Source organism: Streptomyces sp. NPDC048600 (assembly GCF_055587025.1).
Map to the genome: position 1 here is coordinate 50,988 of NZ_JBVJGZ010000025.1, position 14,041 is coordinate 65,028.

Consider the following 14,041-nt stretch of genomic DNA (forward strand, 5'->3'; position numbering starts at 1 on the left):
GCGGACTGCGCCGCCCATCCCGGGGGTGCGGGGAACGCCCTGCTTGGGGGCGCGGGGAACTGCGCGACCAGCCACAACCCACCGCACCCGCGATCGAGCCGCTCGGGTACCTGGCCGCGGGCCGGCGGGGCTGGTCGAACGCCCTGCTTGGGGGCGCGGGGAACTGCGCGACAAGCCCCCACGGGCCCGCGGCCGGGGCTCAGGTCAGGGCCGGGGCGGTCAGCGTCAGCGCGCCGGCGTCCGCGTCGAGGTCGGCCGCCACACCGAAGGGGACCGTCACCGCCCCCGCGCAGTGACCGAAGCCGAACTCCTCGACGACCGGCACACCGAGCCCCCCGAGCCGGTCCACGAGCATCGGCCGCACCGTGTCGTAGGCGTCGCAGTTCTCCCAGGACCCGAGCAGCACCCCCCGCACCCCGTCCAGCCAGCCCGTGCGCAGCAGTTGGGTGAGGTAGCGGTCGAGGCGGTACGTCTCCTCCCCCACGTCCTCGAGGCACAGCAGCCCCCCGGCCGCGGACCGCCGCGCGTACGGCGTGCCCGCCTCGGCGGCGAGGAGGGACAGGCAGCCGCCGAGCAGCACCCCGCGGGCCCGGCCCGGCACCATGGCCCGGCCGCCCTCGGCGGTGACGACCGTGACGGTCTCGGGCGCGAACAGCGTGGCCCGCAGATGCTCCTGGGCGCGGCCGTTCTTCAGGAAGTCGACGCCCGCGGCCATCGGCCCGTGCAGCGTGACCAGACCGAGCCGCACGGCGAACGCCTCGTGCAGCGCGGTGACGTCGCTGAAGCCGACGAGCACCTTCGGCCCGGCCGCCCGCATGGCCTCCCAGTCGAGAAGGTCGACCATGCGCTGCACGCCGTAGCCGCCGCGGGCGCACAGCACGGCGTCGACCGACGGGTCGCACCAGGCGGCCTGGAGGTCGGCGGCACGGTCGGCGTCGGTACCGGCCAGATAGTCGAACTCGGGGTGCCGGTCGAGGACATGGGGCGCCACGACCGGGTCGAGGTCCCAGCCGCGCAGCACGTCGAGACCGGCCTGGAGCCGTTCCTCGGGCACGGGTCCGCTGGGCGCGACCACGGCCACACGGGCACCGGGTGCGAGACGCCGCGGGCGCCGCAGTTCGTTCACTCGTCGAGCTCCAGTCTCGGGACTCCGGGCGGGTTCAGTCCGAACACCTGGGCGTACAGGGAGAGTTCGGCCTCCAGCGCGCGGACCATGGTGTCGGCGCGCCGGAAGCCGTGCCCCTCGCCCTCGAAGGCGATGTAGGCGTGCGGCACGTCGCGGCCCGCCATCCGGGCGAGCAGCCGCTCGCTCTGCGCGGGCGGGCAGATCACGTCGTCCAGGCCCTGGAGCAGCAGGAAGGGCGCGGTGATCCGGTCTGCGTGCTCGACGGGCGAGCGCTCCGCGTACCGGGCGGGCACCTCGTCGTAGGGCCCGACCAGGGTGTCCAGGTAGCGCGACTCGAAGTCGTGGGTCTCCCCGGTCGCCCAGCCGGCCAGGTCCAGCACCGGGTAGATGACGGTGCCGCAGGCGTAGACGTCGGTCGTGGCGAGGGAGGCGGCCGTGGTCCAGCCGCCCGCGCTGCCGCCGCGGACGGCGAGCCGGGCCCGGTCGGCGGTGCCCTCGTCGGCGAGGGCGAGCGCGACGGCCGCGCAGTCCTCCACGTCGACCACGCCCCACTGCTCGCGCAGCCGGTTGCGGTACTCGCGCCCGTACCCGGCCGAGCCGCCGTAGTTGACCTCGGCGACACCGATGCCGCGTGAGGTGAAGTAGGCGATCTCCAGGTCGAGGACGAGCGGGGAGCGCCCGGTCGGCCCGCCGTGCGCCCACACGACGTACGGCGGCCGCTCGGCGTCGGGCGCGGCGCACCCCGGGTTGTGCGGCGGGTACACATGCGCGTGGATGTCGCGGCCGTCGGGTCCGGTGAAGGTGCGGATCTGCGGCTCGGGGTAGTGGACGGGGTCGACGGCGTCGTCGTGCGCGGCGCCGATCACCCGCGCGTGCCCGGTGCCGGTGTCCAGTTCGACGACCTCGTACGCGGTGCGCGGGCTGGCGCCGACGGCGGCGATCCGCTGCCCGGTCACGGCGAGCGTGGGCGCGAACTCGGTCCACGGTCCGGCCGCGTCGACGACCTCGCCGGTCTCCGGGTCGAGGATGCCGAGCGCGGTGGCGCCGCGCCCGTGGACGACGGCGATCAGTCCGCCGGGCAGCGGGGCGAACCAGCGGTGTCCGATCTTCCACAGCGGCCCGCCGAACTCCTCCTCGCGGCGGCACAGCGGCTCCCCGTCGCGGTAGAGGTTCCACCAGCCGGTGCGGTCGCTCGCCCACAGCAGGGAGCCGTCGGCGGCGAAGTCGGCCTGGCAGACGGACTCCTCGGGCTCGCCCGCGACGGTCCGGGGCGTGCCGAAGGTGCCGTCGGGCCGGACGTCGGCGAGCAGCAGGTCGGTGCCGTCCCACGGCATACGGGGATGGTCCCAGCCGATCCAGCAGGCCCGCCGCCCGTCGGGCGACAGCTTGGGTCCGGTGACGAACCGGTGCCGTTCGGCGGTGAGTTCGCGTACGGCGGTCCGGTCCCCGGCGGCGGACCCGTCCAGCGGTACGGCGGCCGGGACCCGGCGCACGTCGCTCGGTCCCTCGCCGGTGAACTCCTCGAGCACGCACCAGACTTCGCCGCGCTCCGGCAGCAGCACCGGGTCGGCCCAGCGCAGTCCGCCGCCGGCCGTGCCGACCGGGGTGAGCGGGACCGGCTCGCCGCCTGGCTCCCAGCGGTACAGGCGCTGGTCGTCGAAGTGGACGAAGACCACCAGCGGGCGGCCGTCCAGGGCGGTCCCGGCCCAGGGCTGTCCGCCGTACTCGATGACCCGGGTGCGCACGTTCCACGGGGCCGGCAGCACCGCTTCCTCGCGGCCGTCGGTGTGCCGCCGGACCAGGGTGCGGCGGCCGCCCTCGGTGGGGCGGGGTTCGGTCCACCAGGCCTCCTCGCCGACGAAGCCCAGGTACTCGGGATGTCCGTCGTGGGCGGCCGCGAGGGCCGCGTCGATGGGCGAGGGCCAGGAACCGTAGGCCAGTGTCTGCACGTCGTCCCCCACTCGCTCAGGCCGTCCGCAGGAAGCGGTCCAGGACGCGGACGCCGAAGTGCAGCGCCTCGACCGGGACCCGCTCGTCGACGCCGTGGAACAGCGCCTGGTAGTCCAGTCCCTCCGGCAGCTTCAGCGGCGCGAAGCCGTAGCCGGTGATGCCGAGGCGCGAGAACTGCTTGGCGTCGGTGCCGCCCGACATGCAGTACGGCACCACATGGCCGCCGGGCGCGAACTCCTCGACGGCGGCCCGCATCCGGGCGTAGGTCGGCGAGTCGACGGGTGCCTGGAGGGCCACCTCGCGGTGGAAGAACTCCCAGTCCACGTCGGGCCCGGTCAGCTCGTCCATGGTGGCGCGGAACTCGTCCTCGGCGCCGGGCAGGAACCGGCCGTCGACATGGGCGACCGCCTCGCCCGGGATGACGTTGACCTTGTAACCCGCGTCCAGCATGGTCGGGTTGGTGCTGTTGCGCACGGTCGCCTCGACCAGCTTGGCCGCCGGGCCCAGCTTGGCGAGCAGCGCGTCCACGTCGTCGAGGTCGGGCTCGACGCCGTAGAGCGCGGCGAGTTCGGTGAGGGCGGCCCGTACGGTCGGGGTGAGCCTGAGCGGCCACTCGTGGGCGCCGATCCGGGCGACGGCCGCGGCGAGCCGGGTCACCGCGTTCTCCCGGTTGACCTTGGAGCCGTGGCCGGCGCGGCCGCGCGCGGTGAGCTTCATCCAGCCCGTGCCGCGCTCACCGGCCGCGATCGGGTAGATCTCCCGCCCGGTGCCGTCGTGGAAGGTGAAGGCGCCGGACTCGCTGACGCCCTCGGTGCAGCCCTCGAACAGTTCCGGGTGCCGGTCGGCGAGGAAGCCCGAGCCGTCCTCGGCGCTGGCCTCCTCGTCGGCGGTGAAGGCGATGACCAGGTCGCGCCGTGGGCGCGCTCCCGTGCGGGCCCAGGACCGCACGACGGCGAGGATCATCGCGTCCATGTTCTTCATGTCGACCGCGCCCCGGCCCCAGACGACGCCGTCGCGGACCTCTCCGGAGAACGGGTGCACGCTCCAGTCGGCCGCCTCGGCGGGCACCACGTCCAGATGGCCGTGGACCAGCAGCGCGTCCGCCGACGGGTCGGTGCCCTCGAGCCGGGCCACGACATTGGTGCGGCCCTTGGCGCGCTCCAGCATGACGGGCTCCAGGCCCGCCTCTGCGAGGGCCGCGGCCGCGTACTCGGCGGCGGGCCGCTCCTGGCAGTCGCCGCCGCCCCGGTTGGTGGTGTCGATGCGGATGAGGTCGGAGGTGAACCTGACGACCTCGTCCAGTGCCTGCTCGTCAGCCATACTGCTCCTCCACTGCGGCCGAGACGATGGTGGTGACCGCCTTGAAGGTGCGGATCCCGTCGAACATGGTGTCGCTGGTGTAGGCGACCTTGCGCTCCCCGGTCCGGGCCACGCCGGGCACGACGGTCGCGGCCATCGCCAGGTGCTCGGCGTCGAACTCCAGGGCGATGGTGTGCGGCCCGGCGGACACCGGCTCGTGCCGCACGGCCAGCGCGGCCGCCTCCTTGGCCGCCGCGCGGATGTCGGCGGCGGTCCGGGCGGGGGTGCGGCAGACCGCCGCGTAGCGGGAGACATGGTCCTTCACGGCGACCTTCAGCGCCTCGGGCGCGTAGCCGAGCGCGTCCTCACAGGCCAGGTCGTCGCCGGTGACCAGGACGACCGGGACGCCGTACTCCGCGACGACATGCGCGTTCAGCAGGCCCTCGCTGGCGCGTACGCCGTTCAGCCAGACGCCGGTGAGCTGGTTGGCGAGGTAGGTGTGCGCGAGGACGCCCTCCATGCCGGCGCCCGCGTGGTAGCCGATGAAGGCGATGCCGTCGACGTCCCCGTGCTGCACGCCCTCGACCATGGACAGCGCCTTGTGCCGGCCGGTCAGCATCTGGGCCCGGTCGTCCAGCCGCTCCAGCAGCAGATTGCGCATGCTCCAGTGCGCCTCGTTGACGAGGACCTCGTCGGCGCCGCCGTCGAGGAAGCCGAGCACCGCGGCGTTGACGTCCGAGGTGAACATCGACCGGCACCGCTCCCACTGCGGTGTTCCGGGGAGCACGTCGGCGGGCCACGTCACGCCGGTCGCGCCCTCCATGTCGGCGCTGATCAGGATCTTCATGGTGCGTCACGTTACGCGCAGAAGCCAGAACGGGCCAGGACGCTCCCTGACCGACCCGTCGGTCGGTGACGGGTGCGGGTGCCGCCCGAGCGGCGCCCGCACACACGCCGGACGGCGGCGCTCAGGCTCCGGCGGCCACCAGCCACTTCGAGGGCAGCTCGATCAGGGAGCCGTCGGCCGCGTGCTCGGTGGTGGCCAGGGGCAGGTCCCCGCTCGCGAGGACGGTGAGCCCGGCGGCGGCCAGGAAAGCGGGGACCGCGGTGTCGGCGACCTCGCCGGGGGCGATGCCGTGGCGGAAGATCGGGGCGAGTTTGGCGGGCGGGCCGTCCGGGCTCTGCGCCAGCCCGCGCAGGGCGGCCCCGGCAGCCTCGGAGGGGTCGACCAGGAAGGCACGGCCCCGGCTGCCGACCAGCGCGGCGAGCGCGTCGATCAGCGGCTGGCGGTCGTCCGGATCGCTCTGGTGCAGGACGCCGCGCATATAGACGTTGGCGTCGCCCAGTTCGGCGTGCAGGGCCTCGGCCGCCGCCTTGTCGGTGGCGTCCAGCTCCCGGTATCTCGCCTGCCCGGCCGGGTCGGCGCGGCGGGCGTGCTCCACGGCGGCGGCGGACAGGTCGGCTCCGAGCACCCGCGGGAAGCGGGCGGCCAGGAAGCGGGTCTGGGTGCCGTTGCCGCAGCCGAGGTCGATCATCGGCAGGCCGGGGTCGGCGAGCAGCGGCTCGAACAGGGCGACGTGCAGCGCGGAGGTCAGCGACGGTTCGGCGTCCCACAGCACGGACCCCGGTTCGTCGGAGGCCTCCCGCCAGAAACCCTCCCAGGCGTCCCGGTACCGACTCGTCACGCTCATGCCCAACTCCCCAGGGTGCACTGTCGATCCGCCGTACTGACGGGCCAGTACGGTCTATCGCCCCCGGGCGGCCGCGACAAGCACGCGAGACGTTCCTTCACGCCTCGTTCGAGACCCGTACGCCCTGAGCAGGGCCGCTGCCGGCCTGCCGAACAGGCTGAGTGGGTCCCCGTCGGCCCGTCCGGCGGGCGGACAGGCCGGGTGGGTCCCTGTCAGCCCCGGCGCCGGGGCAGGGTGAGTTCGAACCACACGGTCTTGCCCGTGCCGGTACGGCTGGTGCCCCACTCCCGGGCCAGTGTGGAGACCACCCGCAGTCCGCGCCCCGTCTCGTCGCCGGGTCCGGCGCTCAGCAGCGTGGGCAGTTCGTGCTCGTCGTCGTCCACCTCGCACAGCAGGGTGTCGCCGCGCACCAGCCGCAGTTCGACCGGCCGGCGGACCGAGTGCCGCAGCGCGTTGGTGGCCAGCTCGCCGACCAGCAGCTCGGCGGTGTCGGCCAGCTTGCCGAGCCCCCAGTCGTGCAGCTGCTCGCGTACCACCGCCCGGGCGCGGGACACCTGGCGGGGGTCGAGCGGGAGGCGCCACTCGGCGACGTCGTCGGGCTCGATGCCGTTCAGCCGGGCCATCAGCAGGGCCACGTCGTCCTTGCGGCCGCCGCGGGTGTTGAGGGCGCGGATGATGGTGTCGCAGGCCTCGTCCATGGACGCGGCCGGATGCGCGGCGGACTCGCACAGCGTCGCCAGGCCCACCCCGATGTCCTCGCCGCGCATCTCCACCAGGCCGTCGGTGCACATCACCAGCCGGTCCCCGGGCTCCACCCGTACGCGTACGGACTCGAAGGGCACTCCGCCCACCCCGATCGGGGCGCCGGTCGGCAGGTCGAGCAGTTCGCTGCGGCCGTCCTCGGCGCGGACGATCACCGGCGGGATGTGCCCGGCGTTGGCGAGGTGCAGTTCGCTCTCGATCGGGTCGTAGACGGCGTAGAGACAGGTCGCCAGATAGGTGTCGCCGAGGCGCTGGGCGAGGTCGTCGAGGTTGCGCAGCAGCTGGGCGGGCGGCAGGTCGAGGGCGGCCATGGTCTGTACGGCGGTCCTCAACTGGCCCATCATCGCGGCCGAGTTCAGTCCGTGGCCCATGACGTCGCCGACCACGAAGGCGGTGCGCGCGCCGGGCAGTTTCACGGAGTCGAACCAGTCGCCGCCGACCCGGCCGAGGAGGGTGCCGGGCAGATAGCGGGTGGCGATGTCGCAGCCCGCCCGGCGCGCCGGGATGTGCGGGAGCATGCTGTCCTGGAGGGTCTCGGCGACCGACTCCTGGTAGGTGTACATGCGCGCGTTGTCGAGCACCAGCCCGGCGCGGGCGGCGAGTTCGGCGCCGGTCACCCGGTCCATGTCGTTGAACTCGACGCGCTCGGGGTGGCGCAGCAGGATCATGAAGCCGAGCACGACGTTGCGTGCCTTGAGCGGGACGACCAGCATGGACCGGCCGGTGATCAGGGGCCGGATGTCGCGCTTCTCGAACTGCGAGGCGATGGCGTGGCCCATCTGCTCGCTGATCCGCGGGACGAGGACGGGTTCACCGCTGGTCATGCACTGGAAGAACGGGGTGTGCGCGGGGAACGGCATGGCCTCGCCGACCGGCACCACGTCGTCCCAGCGGCCGGGTTCGTCGGTGTGCTCCACGGCGACCCGGTGCCACAGGGTGGTGGTGTCGGGGACGCCGTCGGGGAAGCCCTCGCCCGCGACGACCTGTTCGCGCAGATAGGTGCCGGCGACGTCGGTGAAGCGGGGCACGACCGCGCGGCTGACCTCGACGATGGTGCGGGAGAGGTCCAGGGAGGTGCCGATGCGTCCGCTGACCTCGTTGAGGAACTCCAGGCGCTCGCGCACGGCGGTGTACTCGAGGTCCTCGGCGTCGTCGTCCTCGGCCGGGCCGCCGGGCGGCGGCTCGCCCGCGGCGACGGCGTGGGCCAGGCGTTCGCGGCGGGCCTTGCGCTCGGCGCGCCGGGGCACGCCCCAGTCGGGGGTGACGGGCACCCGGTCGTTCTGGCTGAACTCCATCACGGGGTAGCCCAGTTCGAGGACCTGCGCGACGATGCGGGCGCTCTCCCCGACGCTCATGCTGGGCAGGATCTCGGGCAGCCGGCGGGCGAGGTCCTCGGCGCCGGGGAAGTCGGTGTGCAGGGCGAAGGCGGGGGCGATCCGCTCGACGCCCGGCTCGTCCTCGTGCCCGCCGCCGAGCTCGTCCTCGTGCTCGCCGTCGCGGTGCGGCCCGGCGGCGTCCGCCGCGAGCACCAGCAGCCGTTCGGGGCCGGGTCCCACCAGGGGGTAGGCCCACCACAGCACGTCGGCCCGGTCGCCGTCCGGCATGTCCAGCCGGGCGCGTCCGGCGGCGGGGTAGGAGAGTCCGCCGCCGAGCGAGGACTCCAGGTCGGGGCCGAGGCCGTCGTAGGTGCTGTGGGCGCCGTAGAGGCCGGGCTCGCGCTCCTCGGGCAGGGCGCCGGAGACAGGCAGCAGATCGGTGGCGGGCCGCCCGATCGCGTCCTCCTTGGGGACGCCGAACAGGCGCCGGGCGCCGCTGCTCCAGTGCGAGACCAGGCCCTCGCGGTCGACGACGACCACGGCCAGCGGGACACGCCCGGCCCGCCCGCCGGACCCAGCCGGCCGGCTGGGAGATGCTGCCCGGTCGGTGCCACGGTCCATGGCCCAAGCCCTCTCTCCGCGCGCCTCCACAAGATCTGTCCCCGGGACCACCGTACGGCTCCGGCAGCACGGGATGTGCGGCAATCCGCGAATTCGCGGCACCGCGTGCCTCACAGGTCACACGGCACCCCGATCCGCCCGCCCCGCGGGGCCGTTGGAGGAAGGCTTCGGCTCAGGCTTCCGGTTCCCCGGCGGGCGAAGGCCGGGCCGTCGCGACGCCCGGCACAACCCCCACCGGACGCCGCCCGCCCGGCACTACGCGCTCTCGACCTCGGTGGCGAGGTTGGCGAGGACCTCGTCGTAGATCCGGCCGAGGCCCTTGGGGGCGAAGGTCTTCTCGAAGAAGCCGCCGATGCCGCCCGCGCCGTTCCAGGTGGTGGTGACGACGACGCGGGACCTGCCCTCGCCGGCCGGGGTGACGCGCCAGACGGTGACCATGGAGGAGTTGCGGTCCTTCTCGACCAGCTCGCCGTCGGTGGGCTCGGTGACCTCGAGCAGGCAGTCGCGCACCCGCTTGCTGGTGGCCTGGAGCTTCCAGTGGACGAGGGTGCCCTCGCCGTCGCCGCCCTCGCGCACCTCGTACTCGCTGAAGTGCGCGGGCAGGAGCTTCGCGCGGCTGCCGCTGTAGTCGGCGATGGTGTCGAACACCTTCTCCGGGTCCGCCGTGACGACCCGCTCCGTAGTGGCCTCGACCTGCGCCATTGCTGCCTCCATGACCTGATTGCTCGGGGTTGCGGCCCCTGGGCCGTTCTTCCGGATCACGCCGCCGTCGCGGGCCCGGTCCGGAAGGCAGGCCCAGCCAACCACCCTGTCGCCCGGCCGCCCAAATCGAGGTCGCACGATCATGGGAACATGTGTTCTATTCTTGGGGTCAGTGCAGGGTCAGCGCTACAGAGGAGGCCTCATGCGCTGGGAGAACCTCACCGAGTCCGCCGAGCACAGCCGGGCCGGCACCGGCCTCTTCGGTGCCGACGCGGTGGTCAGCCGGACCTTCGACACGCCCGAGTTCCGCGGGATCACCTTCCACGAGATCCGGGCCCGGTCGATCCTCAACCGGGTCCCGGGCGCCTCCCGCATGCCCTTCGAGTGGACGGTGAATCCGTACCGGGGCTGCTCGCACGCCTGCGTCTACTGCTTCGCCAGGAAGACGCACAGCTATCTCGACCTCGACACCGGCATCGGCTTCGACACCCAGATCGTGGTGAAGGTGAACGCGCCCGAGCTGCTGCGCCGCCAGCTCGGCTCCCGGCGCTGGCAGGGCGAGCACGTGGCGATGGGCACCAACGTCGACTGCTACCAGCGCGCGGAGGGCCGCTACCGGCTGATGCCGGGGATCATCGCCGCCCTGCGCGACCACGCGAACCCCTTCTCCGTGCTGACCAAGGGCACGCTGATCCTGCGCGACCTCGACCTGCTGAAACAGGCGGCCGAGGTCACCGACGTCGGCATCTCGGTCTCGGTCGGCTTCACCGACCACGAGCTGTGGCGCACGGTCGAACCGGGCACCCCCGCACCCGAACGCCGGCTCGAGGTGGTGCGCACCCTCACCGGGCACGGCATCGGCTGCGGGGTGCTGATGGCCCCGGTGATCCCGTTCCTCGGCGACGATCCGGCCCAACTGCGCGCCACCGTGCGGGCGATCGCCGCCTCCGGCGCCACCTCGGTCACCCCGCTGGTGCTGCATCTGCGCCCCGGCGCCCGCGAGTGGTTCATGAGCTGGCTCGGGCAGCACCACCCCCATCTGGTGCGCCGCTACGAGCGCCTGTACGCCGAGGGCGCCTACGCGCCCAAGTGGTACCAGCGCCGCATCACCGGCCAGGTGCACGAACTGGCCCAGGAGTACGGCATCGGACCCGCGCGCCCCGGCATGCCCCGCCGCGTCCCCGAGCCGGAGCCCGCCCCCGAGCCGCGGCCGGAGCCGACCCAGCTCACGCTGATGTGAGAGGCGACCTCACGCTGATGTGAGAGGCAACCGAGCGCACCTGACGACCCAATCGGGTCAAGTACGGCGATAACACGTTCTTCCGGGCAGGGATTCCGGGACGATGCCGCGAGGACCGTGACCCCCGCGGTCCGGCCCCGTTCCGCCCTGGAAGGACTCCATGAAGAAACGCGCAGCCGTGCTGTGCGGTGCCGCCGCCGTCCTGGCCGGGTCGCTCACCGCCGTTCCCGCCGAGGCCACCGGCCCGGGAGCCGCCGCCCCCGCAATCGCCTGGAAGAGGTGCGGCACCAGCGACTACCCGACGCTCCAGTGCGCGTCCCTGGACGTCCCCCTGGACCACGCGGACCCGCAGGGGCGGCAGATCACGCTCGCCCTGACCCGCGTCCCGCACACCGCGAGGAAGTCCCAGGGACCCCTGCTGGTCAACCCCGGCGGCCCCGGCGGCAGCGGACGCACCCTCGCCGGATTCGTCGCGGCCTCCCTGCCCCGATCGGTGGCCTCCCAGTACGACGTGATCGGCTTCGACACCCGCGGTGTCGGCAGGAGCAAGCCGGCGCTGAACTGCCTGCCCGGCCACTTCGACGCCCCGCGCCCCGACTCGGTGCCCGCCGCCCCCGGCGTCGAGAACGCCAACCTGGCCCGCGCCAGGGCCTTCGCCGACGCCTGCGCCGAGAAGCACGCCGACGTGCTCCCGCACATCAACACGACCGCCGTCGTGCACGACATGGACCTCATCCGGCAGTCGCTGGGCGCGCAGCGGCTGAACTACTTCGGCTACTCGTACGGCACCTACCTCGGCGCGGTCTACGGCAAGCTCCACCCGGACCGGGTGCGCCGCTTCGTGCTCGACTCGGTCGTCGACCCGACGGGCGTCTGGTACGAGGACAACCTCGCGCAGGACCTCGCCTTCGACGACCGCCACCGCGCCTTCCTGGCCTGGGTCGCCCGGCACGACCGCGCCTACGGACTGGGCACCGACCCGGCCGAGGTCGAGTCGCGGTGGTACGCGATGCGGGCGGCGCTGGTGAAGGAGCCCGCGGGGAAGAAGGTGGGTCCGGCCGAGCTGGAGGACACCTTCATGCCCGGCGGCTACTACGACGGCTACTGGCCCTACCTCGCCGAGGCGTTCGCCGCGTACGTCAACGACAAGGACGCCGACGCGCTGGTCGAGGCGTACGACACCTTCGCCGCGCTCGACGCCTCCGGCGAGAACGGCTACAGCGTCTACACCGCGGTGCAGTGCCGGGACGCGTCCTGGCCGCGCGCCTGGCCGGCCTGGCGCTCGGACAACTGGGCGATGTACGACAAGGCGCCCTTCATGACCTGGAACAACGCCTGGTACAACGCGCCGTGCGCGTTCTGGACGGTCCCGCCGAAGCTTCCGGTGGACGTCGCCAACGCCGAACTGCCGCCGGTGCTGCTGTTCCAGGCGACCGAAGACGCCGCGACGCCGTACCGAGGCGGGGCCATGATGCACACCCTGCTGCGCGGCTCCAGCCTGGTGGTCGAGGACGGCGGCGGGAACCACGGCATCACGCTGAGCGGCAACTCCTGTCTGGACAAGCACCTGGCCGCCTATCTGGCCGACGGCACGGTGCCGCGCGGCGACGGGGCCGGTGAGGCGGACGCGGTGTGCGCGGCCCAGGCCGAACCCGAGCCGCTGGCCACCAGGTCCGCCTCCTCGCGGGGCTCGACGCTGCACGGGCTGCTGGGCCCGCGCGGCTGAGGCGTTATCCGGGGGCGGGCGGCCCGGCTCCTGTGATCCCATGGCCGCATGAGTGAGCCGATCACCAGGATCCCCGCCCCCGACGGCGTCGCCCGCGCAGCCGCGTACACCCATGTGGTGACGGGCAGCGGGCGTCTCGTGGCCGTGTCCGGCCAGCTGCCGCTCGACGAGAACGGCACGCTGGTCGGCCCGGACGACCCCGGGGCCCAGGCGCGTCAGGTCTTCGAGAACATCCGGCGCTGCCTCGCCGCCGCCGGGGCGACCTTCGAGGACGTCGTCAAACTCACCTTCTTCGTCACGGACATGGCGTACCTGCCCGCGATCCGCGCGGCCCGCGCCGCGCACATCCCGGACGACCGGCTCCCGGCCGCCTCCGCCGTACAGGTCGCCGCGCTGGTGCGGCCGGAGTATCTGATGGAGATCGAGGCCTACGCGGTGGTGGCCGAGTGACCCCGCGGGTGCGGGAGATGACACTCGCGGACTGCGGCCGGGTCGCCGAGATCCGCGTCGGCGGCTGGCGGGCGGCCTACCGGGGACTGATGCCCCAGCCCTATCTGGACGGCCTCAGCGTGGCCGCAGACGCAGACCGCCACCGGGCACGGTTCACGGCCGCCGACCGCGCGATGGTGAACCTGGTCGCCGAGCGCGAGCCCGGCGGCGAGATCACCGGCTGGGCCTGCCACGGCCCCTACCGGGACGGCGAAGTGCGCACCGCGGACGCCGAGTTGTACGCGATCTACGTCGCCCCGGAGCACTACGGCACCGGCGCCGGCGGCGCCCTGCTGGCGGAGTCCGTACGGCGCTGCGCCGAGGCCGGCCACGCGCGGATGCTGCTGTGGGTGCTGAAGGACAACGTCCGCGCGCGGCGGTTCTACGAGCGGGCGGGGTTCTCGGCCGACGGCACCGAGGAGCCCTTCGAGGCGGGCGGCGTCCTGGTACCCGAGGTGCGGTACACCCGGGACCTCATCTAGGCCGGGGAATCCGCGCCAGGGCCCGCACGGCGGCCTGTGCGAGCACCGGGTGCGCCAGGGCCTCGTTGAGCACCGTCCTGGCCCTCGGGTCGCCGAGTGCGCCGAGCCCCTCCACACAGGCGAGGGCGACCCTGCGGTAGGGGTCGTGCGGGCGCAGCCGCCGTTCCAGGGTGGTGATCAGCGCGGGCGCGGACTCCGGGGCCCGCAGCTCGACCAGCAGCCGCACCGGGTGCAGGGCGTAGGCGACGCGCAGTTCGTTGGTGGCCAGGGCGGCGGCCGCGCGGGCGGTGCGCGGGTCGCCGAGGCGGGCGAGGGCGTGGGCGGCGGAGGCGCAGCGCTGCGGGTCGCGGTGGTTGAGCAGCAGGACGAGCGACTCGAAGGCCCGCCGGTCGCCGGCCAGGCCCAGCCGGAACGCGGCCAGTTCACGGGCCCACAGAGGCTGTCCGGGGGCGGTGAGCACCTGCGCCAGCTCGCTCTCTCCGCTTGCGGCGAGGTGCTCGAAGGCGGGGGTGGCCCCCGACTCCTGCCGTAAGCGCTCCGTGAGCGATCGCAACTCTTCGTCCATGAGGGGGGAGCGTAGGGCGGATCGGCCGACCGGGGGACGTACATCACAAAGTCCGGGGGCTGGCGCGCTCGT

12 protein-coding genes are annotated in these 14,041 nt (G+C 73.7%); 4 read left to right on the forward strand and 8 right to left on the reverse strand.

Going from position 1 to position 14,041, the window contains the following annotated elements; translation table 11 throughout:
• Positions 1-199: 199 nt before the first annotated feature.
• The 7 genes from ACZ6SQ_RS28745 to ACZ6SQ_RS28775 all read right to left on the reverse strand — a co-directional run bounded on the left by ACZ6SQ_RS28745 (position 200) and on the right by ACZ6SQ_RS28775 (position 9,467).
• Positions 200-1,126 (reverse strand): S66 peptidase family protein, encoded by a 927-nt coding sequence (locus ACZ6SQ_RS28745; protein ID WP_469567072.1) that lies wholly within the window; start codon positions 1,124-1,126, stop codon positions 200-202.
• Positions 1,123-3,075, reverse strand: coding sequence for a prolyl oligopeptidase family serine peptidase (locus ACZ6SQ_RS28750; protein ID WP_469567074.1), 1,953 nt, complete (start codon positions 3,073-3,075; stop codon positions 1,123-1,125). Before ACZ6SQ_RS28750 ends, ACZ6SQ_RS28745 begins: the two co-directional genes overlap by 4 nt.
• A 16-nt stretch (positions 3,076-3,091) precedes the next feature.
• Positions 3,092-4,396: a M20/M25/M40 family metallo-hydrolase gene (locus tag ACZ6SQ_RS28755; RefSeq protein WP_469567076.1), complete on the reverse strand. Its 1,305-nt coding sequence runs from the start codon at positions 4,394-4,396 to the stop codon at positions 3,092-3,094.
• Positions 4,389-5,222: a M55 family metallopeptidase gene (locus ACZ6SQ_RS28760; RefSeq protein ID WP_469567079.1), complete on the reverse strand. Its 834-nt coding sequence runs from the start codon at positions 5,220-5,222 to the stop codon at positions 4,389-4,391. Before ACZ6SQ_RS28760 ends, ACZ6SQ_RS28755 begins: the two co-directional genes overlap by 8 nt.
• A gap of 121 nt (positions 5,223-5,343) precedes the next feature.
• Positions 5,344-6,066, reverse strand: a complete 723-nt coding sequence (locus ACZ6SQ_RS28765; RefSeq protein ID WP_469567081.1) for a class I SAM-dependent methyltransferase — start codon at positions 6,064-6,066, stop codon at positions 5,344-5,346.
• Positions 6,067-6,278: 212 nt separating this feature from the next.
• Positions 6,279-8,765 carry an ATP-binding SpoIIE family protein phosphatase gene (locus ACZ6SQ_RS28770; protein WP_469567083.1) on the reverse strand — a complete coding sequence of 829 codons (2,487 nt, stop codon included), beginning with the start codon at positions 8,763-8,765 and terminating at the stop codon, positions 6,279-6,281.
• A gap of 255 nt (positions 8,766-9,020) precedes the next feature.
• Positions 9,021-9,467 carry an SRPBCC family protein gene (locus ACZ6SQ_RS28775; RefSeq protein ID WP_469567084.1) on the reverse strand — a complete coding sequence of 149 codons (447 nt, stop codon included), beginning with the start codon at positions 9,465-9,467 and terminating at the stop codon, positions 9,021-9,023.
• Positions 9,468-9,669: 202 nt separating this feature from the next.
• Here ACZ6SQ_RS28775 and ACZ6SQ_RS28780 point away from each other — a divergent pair, with 202 nt between their 5' ends.
• The 4 genes from ACZ6SQ_RS28780 (at position 9,670) to ACZ6SQ_RS28795 (ending at position 13,404) form a co-directional block, all read left to right on the forward strand.
• The gene (locus ACZ6SQ_RS28780; protein ID WP_469567086.1) at positions 9,670-10,707 is read left to right on the forward strand and encodes an Rv2578c family radical SAM protein; all 1,038 of its coding nucleotides are present in this window, start codon (positions 9,670-9,672) and stop codon (positions 10,705-10,707) included.
• 160 nt (positions 10,708-10,867) lie between these two features.
• Positions 10,868-12,433: an alpha/beta hydrolase gene (locus ACZ6SQ_RS28785; protein ID WP_469567089.1), complete on the forward strand. Its 1,566-nt coding sequence runs from the start codon at positions 10,868-10,870 to the stop codon at positions 12,431-12,433.
• A 48-nt stretch (positions 12,434-12,481) separates the two neighbouring features.
• A complete protein-coding gene (locus tag ACZ6SQ_RS28790) occupies positions 12,482-12,883 on the forward strand; it encodes a RidA family protein (RefSeq protein ID WP_469567091.1) in 402 nt (133 codons plus the stop codon).
• Positions 12,884-12,900: 17 nt separating this feature from the next.
• Entirely contained in the window at positions 12,901-13,404 is a 504-nt protein-coding gene (locus ACZ6SQ_RS28795) for a GNAT family N-acetyltransferase (protein WP_469567093.1), read from the forward strand.
• On the opposite strand, the gene ACZ6SQ_RS28800 is transcribed toward ACZ6SQ_RS28795, so the two are convergent.
• Positions 13,397-13,969 carry an adenylosuccinate lyase gene (locus ACZ6SQ_RS28800; protein WP_469567095.1) on the reverse strand — a complete coding sequence of 191 codons (573 nt, stop codon included), beginning with the start codon at positions 13,967-13,969 and terminating at the stop codon, positions 13,397-13,399. The two genes, ACZ6SQ_RS28795 and ACZ6SQ_RS28800, sit on opposite strands and share 8 nt — an antisense overlap.
• Positions 13,970-14,041: the final 72 nt, after the last annotated feature.

Bases quoted from the DNA above. Each gene is read 5' to 3' on its own strand.
- ACZ6SQ_RS28795 (WP_469567093.1), top strand. From the start codon at position 12,901: ATGACACTCGCGGACTGCGGCCGGGTCGCCGAGATCCGCGTCGGCGGC.
- ACZ6SQ_RS28790 (WP_469567091.1), top strand. From the start codon at position 12,482: ATGAGTGAGCCGATCACCAGGATCCCCGCCCCCGACGGCGTCGCCCGC.
- ACZ6SQ_RS28800 (WP_469567095.1), bottom strand. From the start codon at position 13,969: ATGGACGAAGAGTTGCGATCGCTCACGGAGCGCTTACGGCAGGAGTCG.
- ACZ6SQ_RS28755 (WP_469567076.1), bottom strand. From the start codon at position 4,396: ATGGCTGACGAGCAGGCACTGGACGAGGTCGTCAGGTTCACCTCCGAC.
- ACZ6SQ_RS28770 (WP_469567083.1), bottom strand. From the start codon at position 8,765: ATGGACCGTGGCACCGACCGGGCAGCATCTCCCAGCCGGCCGGCTGGG.
- ACZ6SQ_RS28780 (WP_469567086.1), top strand. From the start codon at position 9,670: ATGCGCTGGGAGAACCTCACCGAGTCCGCCGAGCACAGCCGGGCCGGC.
- ACZ6SQ_RS28760 (WP_469567079.1), bottom strand. From the start codon at position 5,222: ATGAAGATCCTGATCAGCGCCGACATGGAGGGCGCGACCGGCGTGACG.
- ACZ6SQ_RS28765 (WP_469567081.1), bottom strand. From the start codon at position 6,066: ATGAGCGTGACGAGTCGGTACCGGGACGCCTGGGAGGGTTTCTGGCGG.
- ACZ6SQ_RS28775 (WP_469567084.1), bottom strand. From the start codon at position 9,467: ATGGCGCAGGTCGAGGCCACTACGGAGCGGGTCGTCACGGCGGACCCG.
- ACZ6SQ_RS28785 (WP_469567089.1), top strand. From the start codon at position 10,868: ATGAAGAAACGCGCAGCCGTGCTGTGCGGTGCCGCCGCCGTCCTGGCC.